The organism is Streptomyces aurantiaciflavus (genome assembly GCF_049808595.1).
Classification (GTDB): domain Bacteria; phylum Actinomycetota; class Actinomycetes; order Streptomycetales; family Streptomycetaceae; genus Streptomyces.
Map to the genome: position 1 here is coordinate 144,892 of NZ_JBNCAQ010000013.1, position 18,029 is coordinate 162,920.

Genomic DNA, 18,029 nt, shown 5'->3' on the forward strand with positions numbered 1-18,029 from the left:
GTCGCGGGATGCGCGCAGGACGGTGGAAGCGGGCCGGCTCAGCCGCCCTTCCTCCCCCGTGGCACCGCCGTCCAGGTCAGCAGGGCCGTGCCCGGGGCGAGGTCCCGCCAGGTGGGGCCGTACCAGGCCAGGACCGCGATCGCGGACGTCGGGAACTTCACCCGCACCTCGGCCAGGGCGTCGTCGAGGTCGTCCCCGGCCAGGTCCAGGATCAGGTCCTGGAGGCCGGGGTTGTGGCCGACCAGCAGCAGGGTCTCGACCCCGGCGGGTGTCTCGCGTACGGCGTCCAGCAGCTCGTCCGGGTCGGCCGCGTACAGCCGGGGCTCGTGGCGGACCGGGGGCGGGGTGCCCCACTGGGCGGAGGCCAGGTCCCAGGTCCGTCGGGCGCGGACGGCGGTGGAGCACAGTGCGAGGTCGGGGAGACAGTCGGCGTCGGCGAGCGCGCGCCCTGCGGCGGGCGCGTCCCGCAGGCCGCGCGGGGCGAGCGGCCGTTCGTGGTCCGGCACGCCCTCCGGCCAGGCGGACTTGGCGTGCCGCAGGACGACCAGCCGCCGCAGCGGTCCGGAGCCGGTGCGCGCGCTCATGCCGGGGCTCCCAGGTCACGGGTGAGGTCGAGGCCGAGGAGCCGGTCGGCGTAGGCGTACGTCTCGAAGCGGGCGCCGTCCGGCAGCTCCGGCCCCGCCTCCTCCACCGACCGCAGCACCCTCAGCACCGCGGGCAGGTCCAGGTCGTCCTCCCAGGCGGTGCGGAGCCGGCCGCGCACCTCGTCGGGGACCGGCCGCGAAGGCCGTCGCGCCCAGCCGGCGACGGCGCGGCGCCAGCGGACGAGCGTGTCCTGGGCCTCGCGCAGGGCGTCCGCGTCGAGCGGGACGGGGTCGCGGTGGTGACGGGAGAGCAGGGCGAGGCGGACGGCGGTGGGGGCGGCGGGGGGCTCCGCGGGAGCCGCGAGGACCGGCGCCACGGCGATCCTGACCCCTTCGGGTTCCTCGCCGCCCTCCCGCACCACGTGCAGGGCCTGGGCCTCGCCGATTCCGGCGCCGAAGTCCCGTCCGTCCTCGAAGGGCCGGATGCCGAGGGCGGTCCCGGCCCCGCGCAGTTCCGCCTGCCGGTGCTCGCCGGTGAGCAGGGCCAGGACGGGCGTACCGCCGAGTTCCAGGGCGCGGACGAGTACGTCGGCGACGAGCAGGACGCGGAGCGTGCCGGTGCCGTACCCCGAGGCGTGGGCCTCGACCAGGGTCAGGCCACGGCGGACGGGGGCGGCGGCGACGGGTTCGCCGGTTCGGGCGTCGATGATGCGCAGCACGTGGGCGAGCGTAGGCGGCCCAAGGGCCGTCCGCAGTCCGAAGGCACGGAATCAGGACCGCTCGTACGCTGTTGAGCGGGTGAGCACCCTTCCCGTCAGTCAGAGGAGGCCGCCGGTGTACGGCGACGAGGCAACGGTCCGCAAGATCCTCACGGAACTCGGCGACACCTGGGCGGTGGTGGGCCTGTCGACGAACGCACGACGCGCGGCGTACGGCGTCGCGGAGGTGCTCCAGCGCTTCGGCAAGCGGGTGGTGCCCGTCCACCCGAAGGCGGAGACGGTGCACGGGGAGCAGGGCTACGCCTCCCTCGCCGACATCCCCTTCGAGGTCGACGTCGTCGACGTGTTCGTCAACAGCGACCTCGCGGGAGCCGTCGCCGACGAGGCGGTCGCCAAGGGCGCGAAGGCGGTGTGGTTCCAGCTCGGCGTCGTCGACGAGGCCGCCTACGACCGTACGCGCGGCGCGGGCCTGGAGATGGTGATGGACCGCTGCCCGGCGATCGAGATTCCCCGACTGCGCTGAATCCACATCAATATCTCGGAATTCCTTCGAATTGCTCAGCAGCCGCTGAAGAGCTGTCCAGGAATCACCCGCACACTGGTCAAAGTTCTTCCCGCGCCCTTCAGTTCGACGATTGCCGATTCCTAGTCTGAGGCCTCTGCAACGCGCCACCCGACTGTCGCGTGCATTTCATGAGAGGCCCCTTAGAAAATGGTAAACGTCGACCGAATTCCACAGGTCACGGGTAACCCGGGCGGCCTGCGACGGGACGTCGGACTGATCGGGCTGATGTGGGCGTCGGTCGGATCCATCATCGGTTCGGGCTGGTTGTACGGCGCGGAGAAGGCGGTCGTGGTGGCCGGTCCCGCCGCGATCGTGTCATGGGTCGTCGGCGCGGTGGCGATCGTGCTCCTCGCCCTGGTCCACGCGGAGCTGGGCGGGATGTTCCCGGTCGCGGGCGGCACGGCCCGCTATCCGCACTACGCGTTCGGCGGGCTGGCCGGCATGTCGTTCGGCTGGTTCTCCTGGCTGCAGGCGGCGACGGTGGCGCCGATCGAGGTCGAGGCGATGATCGGCTACGCCGGGCACTGGGGCTGGGCGCACGGTTTCCAGCACACCGACGGCACGCTGACCGGGAGCGGATTCGCGGTCGCCGTTCTGCTGATGGCGGTGTTCGTGGCCGTGAATTTCCTCGGCGTCCGGGTGCTCGCGCACACCAACAGCGCGGCCACCTGGTGGAAGATCGCGGTGCCGCTGCTCGCCATCTTCGTCATCGCGGCCGGCCACTTCCATCCGGGGAACTTCACCTCGGAAGGGTTCGCCCCGTTCGGCGTGAAGGGTGTGCTGAGCGCGATCAGTTCGAGCGGCATCATCTTCGCCCTGCTGGGTTTCGAGCAGGCGATCCAGCTCGCGGGCGAGAGCCGCGACCCGCAGCGGGACCTGCCGCGGGCCACCCTCGGGTCGGTCGCGATCGGCGCGGTCGTCTACGTCCTGCTCCAGGTGGTGTTCATCGCCGCCCTCCCGCACACCGCCTTCGCCGACGGCTGGGCCAAGCTGCACTTCGAGGGCATCAGCGGCCCCTGGGCGGGCCTGGCGACCCTGGTGGGCCTCGGCTGGCTGAGCGTGGTGCTCTACGTCGACGCGGTGATCTCCCCGGGCGGCACCGGCCTGATCTACACGACCGCCACCTCCCGGGTCTCCTTCGGTCTCGCGAGGAACGGCTACGCCCCGAAGATGTTCACCCGCACCGACCGGCGGGGCGTGCCGTGGTTCGGGCTGATCCTCTCGTTCGTGACCGGCGTGGTCTGCTTCCTGCCGTTCCCCAGCTGGCAGGAGCTGGTCGGCTTCATCACCTCGGCGAGCGTGCTGATGTACGCGGGCGCCCCGCTGGCGTACGGCGTGTTCGCGGATCGGCTGCCGCACCGCGAGCGGCCGTACCGGCTGCCCGGCGGCACGGTGATCTCGCCGTTGTCGTTCGTGGTGGCCAACCTGATCATCTACTGGGCCGGCTGGGACACGCTGTGGCGGCTCGGGGTGGCCATCGTCATCGGGTACGCGCTGCTGGGCGGGTACGCCTGGTACGCGGTGACCGCCGGACTCCCGGACGCGCCCCGGCTGGACTGGAGGGCCGCGCGCTGGCTGCCGGTGTATCTGCTGGGCCTCGGGCTGATCTCCTGGCAGGGCGGTTTCGGCGGGCAGGGGCATCTGGGCCTTTGGTGGGACATGCTGGTCGTCGCCGCGTTCTCGCTGGTGATCTACTACTGGGCGAAGGCGTCCGCGTCCCGCGCCGAGGACATCGAGCGGAGCATCGAGGACGTCGCGGTGGTCGACGTACCGGCCCACTGACACCCCGGGAGGGGGCACTCATAATGTGCGGGTGACCGCCACCTCCCCCCGCCCCGGTTCCCCCTCCCCGGAGCGCTTTCCGGTCGTCGTCGTGGGTGCCGGCCCCGCCGGGCTGACCGTCGGTGCCGTCCTGCGCGCCGCGCACATCGACTGCGTGGTGCTGGAGACGGAGACCCGCGCGTTCATCGAACACCGGCCGCGCGCGGGGGTCATCGAGGAATGGGCCGTGCGCGGACTCCAGCAACGGGGCCTGGCCGTCAACCTGTTGGAGCGCGCCGAGCTGCACACGGCCTGTGAGTTCCGCTTCGGCGGCGAGCGCCACCGCCTCCCCTACGGCGAGCTGACGGGACGCCACCACTTCGTCTACCCCCAGCCGTTGCTGGTGACGGACCTCGTACGCGAGTACGTCGACGTGCGCGGCGGGGACGCCCGCTTCGCGGTGCGGGACGTCGAGCTGCACGACCTCGGCACGGACCGCCCCTCGGTGTCGTACACCTGCCCCGAGACGGGGCGACGGCGGTTGCTGCACTGCGACTTCGTCGTCGGCGCGGACGGGGCGCGCGGGGTCAGCCGGGCCGCGCTGGTGCCGGAGCGGGCGGGGATCGCCCGGCACGACTACGGCATCGGCTGGCTGGCGCTGCTCGCAGAAGCGCCGCCGTCCTCCGACTGCGTGCTGTTCGGCATCCATCCGCGTGGGTTCGCCGGGCACATGCCCCGCAGCCCCGAGGTCACCCGCTACTACCTCCAGTGCCCGCCCGGCGACGATCCCGAGAACTGGCCCCACGAGCGGGTCTGGGCCGAACTCCACGAGCGCCTGGGGGCCGCCGGCGTCCCGGCGCTCACCGAGGGCAAGCTGATCGAGAAGCGCGTGCTGGACATGCACGACTACGTGGTCGAGCCGATGACGTACGGGCGGCTGTTCCTGGCCGGGGACGCGGCCCACCTGGTGGCGCCCATCGCCGCGAAGGGCATGAACCTCGCGCTGCACGACGCCTTCCTGCTCGGCGACGCGCTGGTCGCGTATCTGTCGGAGGGCGACGGCAGCGGTCTGGGCGGCTACTCGCAGGCGTGTCTACGGCGGGTGTGGGACTACCAGGAGTTCTCGCAGTGGCTCGCGGAGGTCTACCACGGCACGGCCGCGGGCGACCCGTTCCGTGCCGGGACGGCCCTCGCCCGGCTGCGCCGTCTGTTCACCTCGCCGGCCGCTGCCGCCGCGTTCGCGGAGCAGTACCTCGGGACGGCGGAGCGTTACTGAGCCGGGCGGAGCACCCTCACGGCCACCCCCGCCGTCGCCGGCTCAGTCGTGTGCCGGCCGGCCGCTCAGCCGGTGGTCGGCCACGTTCAGCGCCTCGTCCACCAGACGGCGCAGATGGCCGTCGCGCAGGGCGTAGACCACCCGTCGCCCCTCCTTGCGAGTGGTCACCAGCCCGGCCAGCCGCAGCCGCGCCAGGTGCTGGCTGACGGCCGGGCGCGCCGCCCCGCACACCTCCGTCAGGGTCGTCACGTCCGCCTCACCGGACGTCAGGGCGTGCAGCAGGGTGAGCCGGGTGCGGTCGCCGAGCAGGGCGAGCAGCTCGGCCGCGAGGGCGAACTGCTCCTCGCCCGGGCTGCGCGGATGCGCATGGTGTGCAGGTGACAGGTGCATGCGTGCGCTCATACGCACATAATGGCCTCGTGGACCGGCACGCGTCCACCACGCCGCACCGGAAGGGGATCGACGTGAGCGAGCGGCACGACCACGGTCACGGCCATGAGCACGACCACGGTCACGGGCACCGGCACCACCACGGACACGAACACCCGCACCACCCCGCCTCCCCCGGCCTCCGCCATCGCCTCTCCCATCTCCTCATCCCCCACTCCCACGAGAGCGCCGACAAGCTCGACCGGGCCCTGGAGTCCTCGGCCCGCGGTATGCGCGCGCTGTGGGTCTCACTGGCTGTGCTGGGCGTGACGGCGGTGGCGCAGGCGGCCGTCGTGGTCGCCTCCGGCTCGGTGGCACTGCTCGGCGACACGGTGCACAACGCGGCGGACGCGCTGACCGCCGTACCGCTGGGCATCGCGTTCGTGCTGGGACGACGGGCCGCCACCCGGCGCTTCACCTACGGCTACGGGCGGGCGGAGGACCTGGCGGGCATCGCGATCGTGCTGACCATCGCCGCGTCGGCGGCCTTCGCCGGCTGGACGGCGGTCGAACGGATGCTGGACCCACGGCCCGTCGAGCACCTGCCCGCGGTCGCGATGGCCGCGCTCGTCGGCTTCGCCGGCAACGAGTGGGTGGCCCGCTACCGCATCCGGGTCGGCCGCGCGATCGGCTCGGCCGCACTGGTGGCGGACGGGCTCCACGCGCGCACCGACGGCTTCACGTCGCTGGCGGTGCTGCTGGGTGCCGGCGGTGCGGCACTGGGGTGGCGACTCGCCGACCCGATCGTGGGGTTGGCGATCACCGCGGCCATCGCGCTGGTGCTGCGGGACGCGGCGCGCGAGGTGTTCCGGCGGGTGATGGACGCCGTCGACCCGGCGCTGGTCGACCGGGCGGAGCGGGCGTTGCGGTCGGTCGAAGGGGTGCGGGAGGTCGGCGAGTTGCGGCTGCGCTGGATCGGGCACCGGCTGCGCGCCGAGGTCGCGGTGGTCGTGGACGGCGAGGTGACGGTCCGTCAGGCGCACGCGATCGCCGTGGACGCCGAACACGCCCTGCTGCACGCCGTTCCCCGCCTGACGGCCGCCCTGGTCCACGCCGACCCGGCACCGGTCCCCGGCGAGACGGATCCGCATCTGAGGCTGGCCCACCACGCGCGGGCGTGACTCAGCCGACCAGGCCCAGCCCCTCCAGCACGACCGCGCCCGGCAGTCCGGCGAACGCCTTGCCCGGCACCAGCAGCTTCCCGCGCCGGCGGCCGCTGCCCACCAGGACGTACGGCAGGTCGACGACGGCCGAGTCCACCAGCACGGGCCAGGCCGCCGGCAGCCCGACGGGGGTGATGCCGCCGTACTCCATGCCGGTCTCCCCCACCGCCGTGTCCATGGGCGCGAACGAGACCTTGCGGGCGCCCAGGTGGCGGCGGACCACGCCGTTGACGTCGACGCGGGTGGTGGACAGCACGACACACGCGGCGAGCGTGCTCTCACCGGCGCGCCTGCCCGCGACGACGACACAGTTCGCGGACTGCTCGAGCAGCTCCTGCCCGTAGTGCTCGACGAAGACGGCGGTGTCGGCCCACTGCGGGTCGGTGTCGACGTACACGATCTGGTCGGCGGGGACGCTGCCGCTCCAGTGGCGTACGGCGTCGGCGACCGGGCGGGTCAGTTCGTCGAGGCAGCCGGGGGCCGGCCTGGCGTTGTCGAAGTGTCCGATGGGTGCGTCCATGGGCGCACGCTAACAGCAGCCCGGCGGCCGCCGGGGGCCGTCTCAGTGCACGGGCGGCACCGACACGGTCAGCACCATCTCGGTCGGCACCTCGCCCCGGTTGGCGTACCTGTGGGCCGCGTTGGCCTCGAAGGTGACGCTCGCGCCGGCCGGGACGCGGTACTCGGCGCCCTCGACGGTGAGGGTCAGTTCGCCGGCCGTGACGTGGGCGATCTCGACCGTGCCGGCGGGGTGCGGGTCGGAGTCACTGCTGTCGCCCGGCATCAGCCGCCAGTCCCACATCTCCAGGGGGCCGGGCGCCTCCGTGCCCGCGAGGAGACGGCTGTAGCTGCCCGCGTCGGTGTGCCACAGCCGGACCACCTGGTCGGCCGGGACGATCCGGACCTTCGGTCCCTGCTCGTAGTCGAGGAGGGTGGTGATGCTGACGCCGAGCGCGTCGCCGATCTTGACGACCGTGCCGAGGCTGGGGTTGGTGCGGGCCTGCTCGATCTGGATCAGCATGCCGCGGCTGACCCCGGCCCGGGCGGCGAGCGCGTCGAGGGTGAAGCCGCGCTCGGTGCGCCAGCGCTTGACGTTGCGCGCCAGGGACTGGGTCAGCAGGTCGAGGTCCGACACATTCCGTCCAATTCCGTCCGGGGTCCGGTTCACCCGTCCCCGGAGTCCCATGTTCTGGATGACAGAGTTCACTGTCCCGCACCACGGTGTGGTGCACCCGATCGCGCACGAACTGTACTGCGAGGACCTCGTGACGGCACTGTTCGCCCTGGCCACGAGCCTCCTGACGGGGCCGGGAGGCCTGACCCGGACCTCGCTGCCGGCGTTCGCCCCCGTCGGACCGACGGGCTGGGTCAGCCCTCGGGTTCCAGCTGCGCGAGCCGCGCCGCCGACTCCTCGTCCAGCCCCGACAGCGCGACCAACTGTTCCGAGGTGATCCCGTCCGGGATCGGCACCGGCGCCGGGGTCCGCAGCGGCGGCTGCCAGCCCTCGGCGGGCGTCCACCGCCGTACGACCCGGGCGGGTGCCCCCGCCACGACGGCGTGGTCGGGCACGGGCCCGCGCACCACCGCCCCGGCCGCCACGACGACGTTCCGCCCGATCCGCGCCCCCGGCAGGATCACGGCGCCGGTGCCGATCCAGCAGCCGGGACCGATCTCCACGGGCTCCATCCGCGGCCACTGCTTGCCGATGGGCTCGTGCGGATCGTCGTAGGAGTGGTTGGTGGAGGTGACATACACGTACGGGCCGAAGTAGCAGTCGCTGCCGATGGTGACCGTGGTGTCGGCGATGACATGGCTGCCCCGGCCCAGGACCACACCGTCGCCGATGCGCAGGATCGGGTCCGGGCCGAGGTCGAGGTCGGGCATCAGGCCGGCCGTCAGCGTGACCTGCTCGCCGACGATGCAGTGGGCGCCGAGGTGGATCCAGGGCTCGCCGAAGACGGTGCCGAGCGGGAAGGCCAGCCGGGTGCCCGGACCCATGGAGCCGAAGCGGAGACGGCCGGGGTGCTCGGCGGTGACGGAGCCCGTGCGCTGCACCCATGCCCAGCCCGCGTGGACCGCGCGCTGCGCCAGGCGGCGCCACCATGATGAGAACGTGTTCTTGCGCTTCGGCACCCGCTCACCGTACTCAGCGCGCACCGGCCCCAGGACGCCGTAGCCCTGTGATCTTCACCCCACCGGGTGACGTACGGTGCGGGGGGGGGTACGACGGACACGAGGAGACGGTGATGACGCACAGGGCGCTGATCGTGGGCATCGGCGGCAGGGAACCGAAGGTCGACGCGGAGGCGTTCGTGGCGCCGACGTCCTCGGTGATCGGGGACGTGACGCTGGCGGCGGGCGCGAGCGTCTGGTACGGCGCGGTGGTGCGCGGCGACGTCGAGTCGATCTCCGTCGGGGCGCGGAGCAACATCCAGGACAACTGCACGCTGCATGCCGACCCCGGTTTCCCGGTGACGATCGGGGAGCGGGTGTCCGTGGGCCACAACGCCGTCGTGCACGGGGCCACCGTGGGCGACGACTGTCTGATCGGGATGGGGGCGACCGTCCTGAACGGGGCGGTGATCGGGGCGGGATCGCTCGTGGCCGCGCAGGCGCTCGTCCCACAGGGGATGGAGGTGCCGCCGGGGTCGCTGGTGGCGGGGGTGCCCGCGAAGGTGAAGCGTGAGCTGACGGAGGAGGAGCGGCAGGGCGTCACGCTGAACGGAACGCTGTACGCCGAGCTGGCCAAGGCCCACGGCGAGATCCACGAGTAGGACAGCGGTCGCCCAGGGCGCGGGGCCGGGTCCTTGTGCGGCTCCGCCGGCGTGGGCGCGACCAGCACGGACCCCCCGCGCCCGACGTCACTCGGCGGCCGCCACAGCCTCCACTTCGCCCTCCTGCGGAGCGCTCTGCGCACTCTGCGCCTTCTTCGCCTTGCGCTTCAGCACCAGCATCGACGTGAGGCCGATGAGCACGGCGGCCACCAGCCCCAGCCAGGAGAACTTCTTCAGCCACGACTCGGCGACCACACCCACGTAGTAGATGACCGCCGTCGTACCGCCCGCCCACACGATCCCGCCGAGGACGTTGGCGATGAAGAACTTCCAGTACGGCATCCGCAGGACACCCGCCAGCGGACCGGCGAAGATCCGCAGCAGGGCGATGAAGCGGCCGAAGAAGACGGCCCACATGCCCCACTTCTCGAAGGAGCGCTCCGCCGTCGCGACGTGGCCCTCGCTGAAGTGCCGGGGGAACTTCTTGCCCAGCCAGGCCAGCATCGGCCGGCCGCCCTTGCGGCCGATGGCGTAGCCGATGGAGTCGCCGATCACGGCGCCGGCGGTGGCGCAGGTGCCGAGGATGAACGGGTTGATCTCGCCGTGCTGGGAGGCGAGCAGCGCCGCGGAGACGAGGATGATCTCGCCCGGCAGCGGGATGCCCAGGCTCTCCAGACCGATGACCACGCCCACCAGCGCGTAGATGCTGACCGCGGGTACGGCCTCGAGCCACTCCTGGACGTGCACCGCCGGTTCCTCCCCATTGACTGCCCTGCTGTTCCCGGCGCGCGCCGCGAGCGGGCGCACGGCGGGAAGCCTACCGGGTCGGCCCCGGCGGGGTCCGGGGTGTAGTCCGCTACACCCCGGATCCGGGAGTTCGGTCCCTCGTCCGAAGCGGCCGGTCACGTGATCGTGGTGGGCGAAGGAGCCCACCCGTTCCGCACCGCTTCCGAAGGGACCCCCACCATGGCCGTGAACCGCCGACGTGGCCGCCGCAGGGCCGTCATCGCCTCCGTCGCGGCAGCCGTCGCGCTGTCCGCCGGTCTCCTCACCGGCTGTGAGGTCGACGACTCCCTGGACTGCCTCTCCCACGCCGACGACATCAGCGACAGCCTCACGGCGATCCATGAGGCCGGCGTGGACGCGACCCAGGATCCGACGAAGACCGAGGAGTCCGTCGACACCATCGAGAAGAACCTCGACAAGATCGACGCCAGGTCGGACGACAGCAAGGTCGACAAGGCGGTCAAGGACCTCGGCCGGGCGATCGAGGACTACAACCGGGACGTCCTCGACGGCCGCGCACCCGACTCCGGCGCGATCGACAAGGCGGCCGGCAAGCTGAGGAGCGTGTGCACGTCGTAGCGCGGCGCGGCTTCAGCCGTCGAGGGTCGTCGTCACCCCGGTGAGGGCGTGCTCGACGACGTCGCCCAGTACCTCGGCCGGGCCGGTGCGGCTGGCCGGTGCCGGGGCCCCGTCCGCCGGGTCGGACGCCTCGCAGCAGTCCACCTGGGCGAACCGCCGCTCGTACTCCGGCGCGGCGGACGGTTCGGGAGCGGTCGGCGGCATCGGCACGGCGTCGCGCGGCCGGGCCGGGGCACCCGGCGCACCAGGCCGCTCCGGGCTCTCGGCCTGCGGTTCCGCCGGGCCCTTCCCGTCCGGAACGGGTGTCTCCCGCGCCTCGGCGGCCGCGTCGAACACCCACCGCTGCCGCCCGGAGCCGTCCCGGTCCGCGACGACGACGTCCGTCCGCGACCGGCCCGTGCCGGGCGCGACCGCCTGGCCGCCCCCACCGCGCCGCAGCAGGAGTTCCCCGCGCACGGTCAGATCGAAGAAGACCTCGCCCGCGTGCACCACGCACCCCGCCAGCACGGTCGTTCCGCGGGCCGGGTCGGCGGCCAGGCAGAGGGCCGGGGCGGCGGTGCTGCGCAGCAGTCCGTCGTCCTGGTACGACCACTGCTGGGACGGAGCCGACGAGCAGGCCGCCAGGACGGCCGGGGCGCCGGCCTCGATCCGCCCGCCGGCGGTGTCGAGGCACAGCCCCGCCGCCGTGTTGCGCAGCCTGCCGTGGGCGACCTGAGCGGGGCGGGCGGCGGAGGCGCCCGCGGAAGAGTTCGAGGAGGAGCCGGTGGACGAGGGACGGTCCGGGGCGCTCGGTGCGCCGGCGGAACCCGCGGGGCTGGTGCCGGCGGCGGGGGCGCCCCACGTGGCCCGGGGGTGGGAGACGCCGTTGTCCTCGGACCAGCTCCGGGTCACGAGCACGGTCGCGAGCAGGGCGAGGGAGGTCAGCCCGACACCGATGAGGACGGCCTTCCGGGAGCGCCCGCCCGACAGGTCGAGCAGACCGGCCGAGGTGACGCGGTGGCGGCCGCCTCCGCCGGCCGGACGCGTCTCCGCGGGCCGGGCGGGTGTGCCCGTGGTGGCGGTGGGGGTGGCGGCACGTCCGGGGCGGGAGTCGAGGTAGCGGCGGGCGCCCCAGCCGAGGACGGTCTCGGCGAGCAGGACGTCCAGTCCGCCGTCGAAATGGCTGAGTTGTTCGGCGGCGTGACGGCAGTGGCGGCACTCGGCGAGATGCTGCCGGACATCGGGCAGCAGGGTTCCGCCGCGGCGCAGGGGAACGTCGAGGAGGCGGTTGTAGAAACGGCATTCACTGGTCGGCGCGAGTTCCCGGTGGGCGCGCACGCAGGCCGTTCGGAATTGCTCGTGGGCCCGTTCCAGACCGGCCTCCGCCGTGATGCCGTCCACGCCCAGCAGACCGGCCGGTACGGTTATCGGCTCGGCCTCCACCTCCGTATGCCACAACAGGCACTGGGAAGCGGCCGGGAGGGACTGGAAAGCGCGTTCGGCGAGTCGGCGCCTTTCGGGGGTCGCGGGGCGTGCGGCGCGCAGTCCGCGCCCGCCGACGGTTTTGCGCAGCTCCGGCAGCACGGCGACGACTCCGTCCGCCCCGGCCCATGCCCGCACCGTGTTGCGTACGGCGACGAGGAGCTGGGGGCGCAGCGCACCGCCGGGGCGTCCGCCCGCGAGCCGTCCGAACACCTCGTGGAACGCGGCGGCGGCCACGAGCCGCGCCGAGTCCTCGGGGTTGCCGGCCAGGCAGACGGTGGCGTAGTCGTGCGCCGAGCGCCAGTGGCGGGTGAGCAGCAGGGCGACGGCGCGGGCGTTGCCGTCGGTGCCGAGCCGGGCCGCGAGGTCGCGGTCGGAATCCCCAGGGGTCCATCCGGGGCGGGGCGGGTACGGCGGGCGTGGGGGATTCGGGGACTGCACGGGGAACCATTTCCTTCCCAGCCGACGAACGGCACGCAATACGCGTCCGCCGGAAAGAGGTACCTGGGTGGTGCGCGATGATGCGTGATTGATGCCTTTGATTGGTGCGTACTTTTGGCCCGACCAGGTCCCTGTCCCGATCCGACCGGCCCGCGGGGAGGCTCACCTTCGCACACGCGCCTCACAGGAAACAAGGAGTTCGAGTGACTCCCGTTCAAAGTGCGGGGTATTCAGATAAGTTACCGGCGGTATCCGCACCCGTTTTCGAAATCTGACCGGAGTGGGGGCGGAGGCGGGGCGTCAACTTGTGTGCGGGGAAAGGCGGATGGGGCACGCAATCTCCAACTTCGGGCGCGCCCCACAGGAATCTCAGAGGTGACTCCCGGGCTGCTCCCATCCGCCCGGTCCACCATGATCGCCATGAACGCCCCCCACCCCTCCCCCGTCACCCCGTCCGCTCCCGCGACCGTTGCCGCGGTCCGCAAGGCGGTCGTGCCGGCGGCCGGACTCGGCACCCGCTTCCTGCCCGCGACGAAGGCGACCCCGAAGGAGATGCTCCCGGTCGTCGACAAGCCGGCCATCCAGTACGTCGTCGAGGAGGCGGCCGCGGCCGGTCTGGACGACGTCCTGATGGTCACCGGCCGGCACAAGCGGGCCATCGAGGACCACTTCGACCACGCCTTCGAACTGGAGCAGGCCCTCGCGGCCAAGGGCGACACCGTGCGGCTGGACGCGGTGCGCGACCCGGCCCGGCTCGCCGACATCCACCACATCCGGCAGGGCGACCCGCTCGGCCTCGGCCACGCCGTGCTGTGCGCCCGCCACCATGTCGGCGACCAGCCCTTCGCCGTCCTCCTCGGCGACGACCTCATCGACCCGCGCGAGACCCTGCTCAGCCGGATGCTGGAGGTCCGCGAGCGGTACGCCGGCAGCGTGGTCGCACTGATGGCGGTCCCGCCGGAGCAGGTCCACCTCTACGGCTGCGCGGCCGTGGAGCCCTCCGGCGAGGACGGTGTCGTACGGGTCACCGGCCTCGTCGAGAAGCCCGCCCGCGAGGACGCGCCGAGCCGGTACGCCGTCATCGGCCGCTACGTTTTGGACCCGGCCGTCTTCGACGTCCTCGAGCGCACCGCGCCCGGCCGCGGCGGGGAGATCCAGCTCACCGACGCCCTCCAGGAGCTGGCCGCGTCCGGCACGGTCCACGGCGTCGTCTTCTCCGGACGCCGTTACGACACCGGCGACAAGGCCGACTATCTCCGCACGGTCGTCCGCCTGGCCTGCGACCGGCCCGACCTGGGCCCGGAGTTCGTGTCCTGGCTCAAGGAGTTCGTGGCCGGTCTGGAGAACGGGGAGACGGACGACGCGGAGCGCGCACGACTGGCGGCATGACAGCGGGGCCCGGTCACGGACGGGCGGTCGGTCGGCACCCGCACGGAAGGCAGCTCCGACTCCCGCCTGTGACTCAGCCGTTGGGGCGCAGGGTCCACACCACCGTCATCTCACCGGTGACGGCTCCGTCGGCGCGGCGGATCTCGATCGTCACCGGGAACTCGGGGCGCTCCCCCGCGTCGAGTTGGGCGACGACCTCGGCGGCCGGGCGGCCGAGGGTGGCGGTGGCGGTGACGGCGCCCATCGCGAGCTTCTTGTAGGCGATCTCGGCGCCGACGGCGAGCGGGACGGCCCGCGCCAGCTGGTCGCCGAACGCGGCGAGGACGATCGCGCCGCTGGCGGACTCGCCGAGCGTGAACATCGCGCCGGCGTGCGGCCCGCCCACGTGGTTGTGGTACTCGCTCTGGTCCGGCAGGGCCACCACGGCCTTCTCCGGGCCGGTCTCCAGGAACTCGAGGTTCAGGGTCCGGGCCATGGGCACCGTGGCGGCGAGCATCTCGCCGACGGACATCTGGTCTGCGCTCATGACGGCGATGTTACCCACGAGTAGCCAGCGCTCGCCAGAGCCGTGCGGTGATCGCCGCACGCACCCGTCCTCGGCGTCGCCTCCGGCGCACCGGCCGTCACCGCCCCGCGGTCTGCTTCGGTACGGCCTCGACAAGGGGCGGTGACCGACTCGTGTCCTGGGCGGCACTAGGGTTTCAGGCCATGTGGCCAGGACAGCAGCCGCCCGGGGGAGAGCAGAACCCGCAGGCGCAGAACAATCCGTACCAGCAGCCGGGATACCAGCAGCCGAATCCGTATCAGCAACCCGGCTTCCAGCAGCCCAACCCCTACGCGCAGCAGCCGCAGTGGGGCGCGCCCTCGCCCGTCGGCGCGCCCCAGCCCCAGCCGCAGCCCGGCGGCGGTGGCGGTGGGGGCAACCGGACGAAACTGGTGGCGATCGGGGCGGCCCTGGCCGTCGTCGTGGCCGCGGGCGTGACCGGCTTCCTCGTCCTGGGCGGCGACAGCGACGACGAGGCGGACGGTGGGGGCGGCGGCACGAGCCGGTCGCCGTCGGCATCGGCACCGACGTCGGCCGACCCGAGCGCGTCGGCAGCGGACGACAACCCGCGCGACACCGAGACGGAGAAGCCGACCGTTCCCGGCTGGAAGGTCGTGATCAACCCGAAGTACGGCACGGCCTTCGACGTTCCCCCCGAGTGGGAGGTCGAGAAGCCCGGCGTCTTCACCTTCTTCGAGGACCAGCAGAAGGGGGACGGCTCCCCGTACATCGGCTTCTCGGCGCCCGCCTTCCTGAAGCACGACTACTGCTCGTCCGACGACGACAAGGACGGCAGCGAGGAGACGTCGTCGCTGGCGGCAGCCGGCACCAAGGGCGAGGACGGGGCGAAGGACACCGCCAGTACCGCGCGGGGCGATGCGGCGGCGTTCGCCTTCGGCGGCTACACCGACCAGAAGGAGTCCTCCAAGAAGTACCTGAAGATCGGCGAGGCGAAGCCGTACACGACGAAGTCGGGGGTCGCGGGCAGCGTGGCGACGTCCTACACGTCCGGCGTCCCGAAGACCCGCAAGTGCGACTTCGACGGCAAGGCGACCACGTTCGCCTTCAAGAACTCGGCCGGCAACTTCGTCTCGTGGAGCTTCTACGGCGCCAAGGGCGTCAAGGAAGAGGTGCCCGACGCGACCATCCAGAAGGTCCTCAGCACCGTACGGCTCCACGGAGACCCGACGGTGGACTGACCCGCACCCGGTTGCGGCCCGCCCGCAGGAGGCGGGCCGCAACCGTGGCCTGGAATCGGTTTGTCAACTCGGATCCCCGCCCGCGAGAGTAGTCCCGTGACCTCAGCCGCCGCCACCCGCCCCCGCCTGCGCAGACCCGCCTGGGCGGGCCGCAACTACAGCCTGCTGACCGCCGCCGCGTTCATCACGAGCCTCGGCAGTCACGGAGCGCTCATCGCCGCCGCGTTCGCCGTCCTCGAGGCGGGGGGCGACGGCGGCGACGTCGGTCTGGTGGCCGCGGCCCGCACGCTGCCGCTGGTGCTGTTCCTGCTGATCGGCGGCGCGGTCGCCGACCGGCTCCCGCGGCACCGGGTGATGGTCGCCGCCAACGCCCTCAACTGTCTCTCGCAGGCCGCGTTCGCCGCGCTCGTGCTCGCGGGCGAGCCGCAGTTGTGGCAGATGATGCTGCTGACCGCGCTCGGCGGCACGGGCCAGGCGTTCTTCAGCCCGGCCGCCGAGGGCATGCTGATGTCCTCGGTCGAGGGCGAGCAGGCCGGACGGGCGTTCGCGGTGTTCCGGATGGCGATGCAGGGAGCGGCCCTCGGCGGCGCGGCTCTCGGTGGCGCGATGGTCGCCGTGGCCGGGCCGGGCTGGGTGCTCGCCGCGGACGCCGCCGCCTTCGCGCTCGCCGGGACGCTGCGCGCGTTCCTCGACGTGAGTCACATCCCGGCGCGCGGGCGGAGCGGCGGCATGCTCGCCGATCTCCGCGAGGGCTGGCGGGAGTTCAGCGGCCGGCCCTGGCTGTGGGGCATCGTCCTGCAGTTCTCGATCGCCAACGCGGTCGTCGCCGCCGCCGACGCGGTCTACGGTCCCCTCGTCGCCCGGGACCACCTCGGCGGGCCCGGCCCCTGGGGCCTCGCCCTCGGTTTCTTCGGCGCGGGCACGGTGGCCGGCGCCGTCCTGATGACCCGCTGGAAGCCCCGCCGTCTGCTCTTCGCCGGCACTCTCTGTGTCTTCCCGCTGGCCCTGCCGTCCGCCGCGCTCGCCGTGCCGGTACCGATCTCCGTCCTGTGCACCGTGATGTTCCTGACCGGCGTCACGCTGGAGGTGTTCGGCGTCTCCTGGATGACCGCCCTCCACCAGGAGATACCCGAGGAGAAACTCTCCCGCGTCTCGGCCTACGACTGGTTCGGCTCGGTCGCCATGGTTCCCCTGGCCACGGCACTCGCGGGCCCCACGGAGTCCGCCTTCGGCCGGACGGCCGCCCTGTGGGGCTGCGCCACGCTGGTCGTCCTGGTCACGGCGGCGGTGCTGTGCGTGCCGGACGTACGGAATCTGACCCGCCGCACGAAGCAGGTCACTCGGGGCGAGGCAGGCGATGGCGATTCGGGCGAGGAGGAGACCGAGGCAGGTCGTGAGGGCCTGACGGAGGTGGACGCGGGGTCCGGGAGGGCCTGAGGCACGGGGCGGCTCGGGCGGTGGGAACGGCCGAACCGGCCGAGCCGAGGGTCGAGCCGACTCCCTCCCCCGTCAGCCGATACCGAACGCCCCGCCCGGCGGCTCGGGCGACGGAACCGCCTCCTCGTCCCCCACGGGCCGGGCGTCGCCGACGAAGTCCCTTAGCCCCGGCCCGTGTTCCACGCGGGCCGGGAAGGCGTCGGCGGCGGTGAGCCGGGCCAGGGTGGTGACGTCCAGGGGGTGGTGGGCGGCGACGAGGACCGCGTTGCCGAAGCGCCGGCCGCGCAGCACCGCCGGTTCGGCGATCAGGGCGAGTTCCTCGAAGACCGCGGCGAACGTGGCCAGTTGGGAGCGCAGGAAGGCGAACGGCGCCGCGTCCGCGAGGTTCGCCAGGTAGACGCCGTCGGCGCGCAGGACGCGTCCGGCCTCGCGGGCGTAGGCGAGGGACGTCAGATGGGCGGGGACGCGGGAGCCGCCGAAGACGTCGGCGACAAGGGCGTCGGCGGAGTCGGCCGGGGCCGCCTCCAGCCAGGCCCGCGCGTCGGCCGCGTGCAGCGTGACGCCGGTGCCGGGCGGGAGGGGCAGGTGCTCGGCCACCAGCTCCAGCAGGCCGCGATCGGCCTCGACGACGTCCTGCCGGGAGCCCGGCCGGGTCGCCGCCAGATAGCGCGGCAGGGTGAGCGCCCCGCCACCGAGGTGCAGCACGTCCAGGGGCCGCCCCGCCTCGGCGACGGTGTCCAGGACGTGCCCGAGCCGCTGCGCGTACTCGAACTCCAGGTGCGTCGGCTCGTCCAGGTCGACGTACGACTGCGGCGCCCCGTCCACGGTCAGCAGCCACGCCCGCTCCCGGTCGACGTCGGGCATCAGCTTGGCGGTGCCGTGGTCGACGGCTCGGGTGACGGGTATGGGCTCGTCCTTCACC

19 protein-coding genes are annotated in these 18,029 nt (G+C 73.1%); 9 read left to right on the plus strand and 10 right to left on the minus strand.

Features of this window, described 5'->3' with window-relative positions:
* Positions 1-38: 38 nt before the first annotated feature.
* Together ACPT94_RS17975 and ACPT94_RS17980 are read right to left on the minus strand one after the other, a co-directional pair.
* Complete coding sequence (locus ACPT94_RS17975; protein WP_425246273.1) at positions 39-584, minus strand: SixA phosphatase family protein; 546 nt, start codon at positions 582-584, stop codon at positions 39-41.
* The gene (locus tag ACPT94_RS17980; protein ID WP_360342325.1) at positions 581-1,303 is read right to left on the minus strand and encodes a hypothetical protein; all 723 of its coding nucleotides are present in this window, start codon (positions 1,301-1,303) and stop codon (positions 581-583) included. The genes ACPT94_RS17975 and ACPT94_RS17980 overlap by 4 nt, the downstream gene beginning before the upstream one ends.
* 115 nt (positions 1,304-1,418) lie before the next feature.
* Between ACPT94_RS17980 and ACPT94_RS17985 the strand changes: the two genes are divergently transcribed.
* The 3 genes from ACPT94_RS17985 to ACPT94_RS17995 all read left to right on the plus strand — a co-directional run bounded on the left by ACPT94_RS17985 (position 1,419) and on the right by ACPT94_RS17995 (position 4,905).
* Positions 1,419-1,826, plus strand: coding sequence for a CoA-binding protein (locus tag ACPT94_RS17985; protein WP_360342322.1), 408 nt, complete (start codon positions 1,419-1,421; stop codon positions 1,824-1,826).
* Between the two features lie 189 nt (positions 1,827-2,015).
* The gene (locus ACPT94_RS17990; protein WP_360342319.1) at positions 2,016-3,650 is read left to right on the plus strand and encodes an APC family permease; all 1,635 of its coding nucleotides are present in this window, start codon (positions 2,016-2,018) and stop codon (positions 3,648-3,650) included.
* A gap of 31 nt (positions 3,651-3,681) precedes the next feature.
* Positions 3,682-4,905, plus strand: a complete 1,224-nt coding sequence (locus ACPT94_RS17995) for a 4-hydroxybenzoate 3-monooxygenase (RefSeq protein ID WP_425246274.1) — start codon at positions 3,682-3,684, stop codon at positions 4,903-4,905.
* 42 nt (positions 4,906-4,947) lie between these two features.
* Here ACPT94_RS17995 and ACPT94_RS18000 read toward each other — a convergent pair whose 3' ends face one another.
* Positions 4,948-5,307 carry an ArsR/SmtB family transcription factor gene (locus ACPT94_RS18000; RefSeq protein ID WP_360342313.1) on the minus strand — a complete coding sequence of 120 codons (360 nt, stop codon included), beginning with the start codon at positions 5,305-5,307 and terminating at the stop codon, positions 4,948-4,950.
* Positions 5,308-5,369: 62 nt separating this feature from the next.
* Here ACPT94_RS18000 and ACPT94_RS18005 point away from each other — a divergent pair, with 62 nt between their 5' ends.
* Positions 5,370-6,455 carry a cation diffusion facilitator family transporter gene (locus tag ACPT94_RS18005; protein WP_425246305.1) on the plus strand — a complete coding sequence of 362 codons (1,086 nt, stop codon included), beginning with the start codon at positions 5,370-5,372 and terminating at the stop codon, positions 6,453-6,455.
* A gap of 1 nt (position 6,456) precedes the next feature.
* Here the strand turns inward: ACPT94_RS18005 and ACPT94_RS18010 are convergent, their stop codons facing one another.
* The 3 genes from ACPT94_RS18010 to ACPT94_RS18020 all read right to left on the minus strand — a co-directional run bounded on the left by ACPT94_RS18010 (position 6,457) and on the right by ACPT94_RS18020 (position 8,630).
* Positions 6,457-7,017 (minus strand): YbaK/EbsC family protein, encoded by a 561-nt coding sequence (locus ACPT94_RS18010; protein WP_425246275.1) that lies wholly within the window; start codon positions 7,015-7,017, stop codon positions 6,457-6,459.
* A gap of 42 nt (positions 7,018-7,059) precedes the next feature.
* Positions 7,060-7,632 carry a helix-turn-helix domain-containing protein gene (locus ACPT94_RS18015; RefSeq protein ID WP_360342307.1) on the minus strand — a complete coding sequence of 191 codons (573 nt, stop codon included), beginning with the start codon at positions 7,630-7,632 and terminating at the stop codon, positions 7,060-7,062.
* Positions 7,633-7,865: 233 nt separating this feature from the next.
* On the minus strand, positions 7,866-8,630 hold the full coding sequence (locus ACPT94_RS18020) for an acyltransferase (protein WP_360342304.1): 765 nt from the start codon (positions 8,628-8,630) through the stop codon (positions 7,866-7,868).
* A 113-nt stretch (positions 8,631-8,743) separates the two neighbouring features.
* On the opposite strand from ACPT94_RS18020, the gene ACPT94_RS18025 reads away from it, so the two are divergent.
* On the plus strand, positions 8,744-9,271 hold the full coding sequence (locus tag ACPT94_RS18025; RefSeq protein WP_360342301.1) for a gamma carbonic anhydrase family protein: 528 nt from the start codon (positions 8,744-8,746) through the stop codon (positions 9,269-9,271).
* Positions 9,272-9,358: 87 nt separating this feature from the next.
* On the opposite strand, the gene ACPT94_RS18030 is transcribed toward ACPT94_RS18025, so the two are convergent.
* Positions 9,359-10,018, minus strand: a complete 660-nt coding sequence (locus ACPT94_RS18030; RefSeq protein WP_360342298.1) for a DedA family protein — start codon at positions 10,016-10,018, stop codon at positions 9,359-9,361.
* Positions 10,019-10,237: 219 nt separating this feature from the next.
* On the opposite strand from ACPT94_RS18030, the gene ACPT94_RS18035 reads away from it, so the two are divergent.
* The gene (locus tag ACPT94_RS18035) at positions 10,238-10,636 is read left to right on the plus strand and encodes a hypothetical protein (protein WP_425246276.1); all 399 of its coding nucleotides are present in this window, start codon (positions 10,238-10,240) and stop codon (positions 10,634-10,636) included.
* Positions 10,637-10,648: 12 nt separating this feature from the next.
* Here the strand turns inward: ACPT94_RS18035 and ACPT94_RS18040 are convergent, their stop codons facing one another.
* On the minus strand, positions 10,649-12,538 hold the full coding sequence (locus ACPT94_RS18040; protein ID WP_425246277.1) for an RICIN domain-containing protein: 1,890 nt from the start codon (positions 12,536-12,538) through the stop codon (positions 10,649-10,651).
* A 420-nt stretch (positions 12,539-12,958) separates the two neighbouring features.
* On the opposite strand from ACPT94_RS18040, the gene galU reads away from it, so the two are divergent.
* Positions 12,959-13,927, plus strand: a complete 969-nt coding sequence (gene galU, locus ACPT94_RS18045) for a UTP--glucose-1-phosphate uridylyltransferase GalU (protein ID WP_360342289.1) — start codon at positions 12,959-12,961, stop codon at positions 13,925-13,927.
* A 73-nt stretch (positions 13,928-14,000) separates the two neighbouring features.
* Here galU and ACPT94_RS18050 read toward each other — a convergent pair whose 3' ends face one another.
* Entirely contained in the window at positions 14,001-14,438 is a 438-nt protein-coding gene (locus ACPT94_RS18050; RefSeq protein WP_360342462.1) for a DUF4442 domain-containing protein, read from the minus strand.
* A 197-nt stretch (positions 14,439-14,635) separates the two neighbouring features.
* Here ACPT94_RS18050 and ACPT94_RS18055 point away from each other — a divergent pair, with 197 nt between their 5' ends.
* Both ACPT94_RS18055 and ACPT94_RS18060 read left to right on the plus strand, forming a co-directional pair.
* Complete coding sequence (locus ACPT94_RS18055) at positions 14,636-15,670, plus strand: DUF8017 domain-containing protein (protein ID WP_360342286.1); 1,035 nt, start codon at positions 14,636-14,638, stop codon at positions 15,668-15,670.
* A 96-nt stretch (positions 15,671-15,766) separates the two neighbouring features.
* Positions 15,767-17,107, plus strand: coding sequence for an MFS transporter (locus ACPT94_RS18060; protein ID WP_360342283.1), 1,341 nt, complete (start codon positions 15,767-15,769; stop codon positions 17,105-17,107).
* A gap of 72 nt (positions 17,108-17,179) precedes the next feature.
* Here ACPT94_RS18060 and ACPT94_RS18065 read toward each other — a convergent pair whose 3' ends face one another.
* Positions 17,180-17,971 (minus strand): spermidine synthase, encoded by a 792-nt coding sequence (locus ACPT94_RS18065; RefSeq protein ID WP_360342459.1) that lies wholly within the window; start codon positions 17,969-17,971, stop codon positions 17,180-17,182.
* Positions 17,972-18,029 lie beyond the last annotated feature (58 nt).

Coding starts and splice junctions, on each gene's coding strand:
- ACPT94_RS18050 (WP_360342462.1), bottom strand. CDS start 14,438: ATGTCCGTCGGCGAGATGCTCGCCGCCACGGTGCCCATGGCCCGGACC.
- ACPT94_RS18025 (WP_360342301.1), top strand. CDS start 8,744: ATGACGCACAGGGCGCTGATCGTGGGCATCGGCGGCAGGGAACCGAAG.
- ACPT94_RS18035 (WP_425246276.1), top strand. CDS start 10,238: ATGGCCGTGAACCGCCGACGTGGCCGCCGCAGGGCCGTCATCGCCTCC.
- ACPT94_RS17975 (WP_425246273.1), bottom strand. CDS start 584: ATGAGCGCGCGCACCGGCTCCGGACCGCTGCGGCGGCTGGTCGTCCTG.
- ACPT94_RS18000 (WP_360342313.1), bottom strand. CDS start 5,307: ATGAGCGCACGCATGCACCTGTCACCTGCACACCATGCGCATCCGCGC.
- galU (WP_360342289.1), top strand. CDS start 12,959: ATGAACGCCCCCCACCCCTCCCCCGTCACCCCGTCCGCTCCCGCGACC.
- ACPT94_RS18065 (WP_360342459.1), bottom strand. CDS start 17,971: ATGCCCGACGTCGACCGGGAGCGGGCGTGGCTGCTGACCGTGGACGGG.
- ACPT94_RS18010 (WP_425246275.1), bottom strand. CDS start 7,017: ATGGACGCACCCATCGGACACTTCGACAACGCCAGGCCGGCCCCCGGC.
- ACPT94_RS17990 (WP_360342319.1), top strand. CDS start 2,016: ATGGTAAACGTCGACCGAATTCCACAGGTCACGGGTAACCCGGGCGGC.
- ACPT94_RS18055 (WP_360342286.1), top strand. CDS start 14,636: ATGTGGCCAGGACAGCAGCCGCCCGGGGGAGAGCAGAACCCGCAGGCG.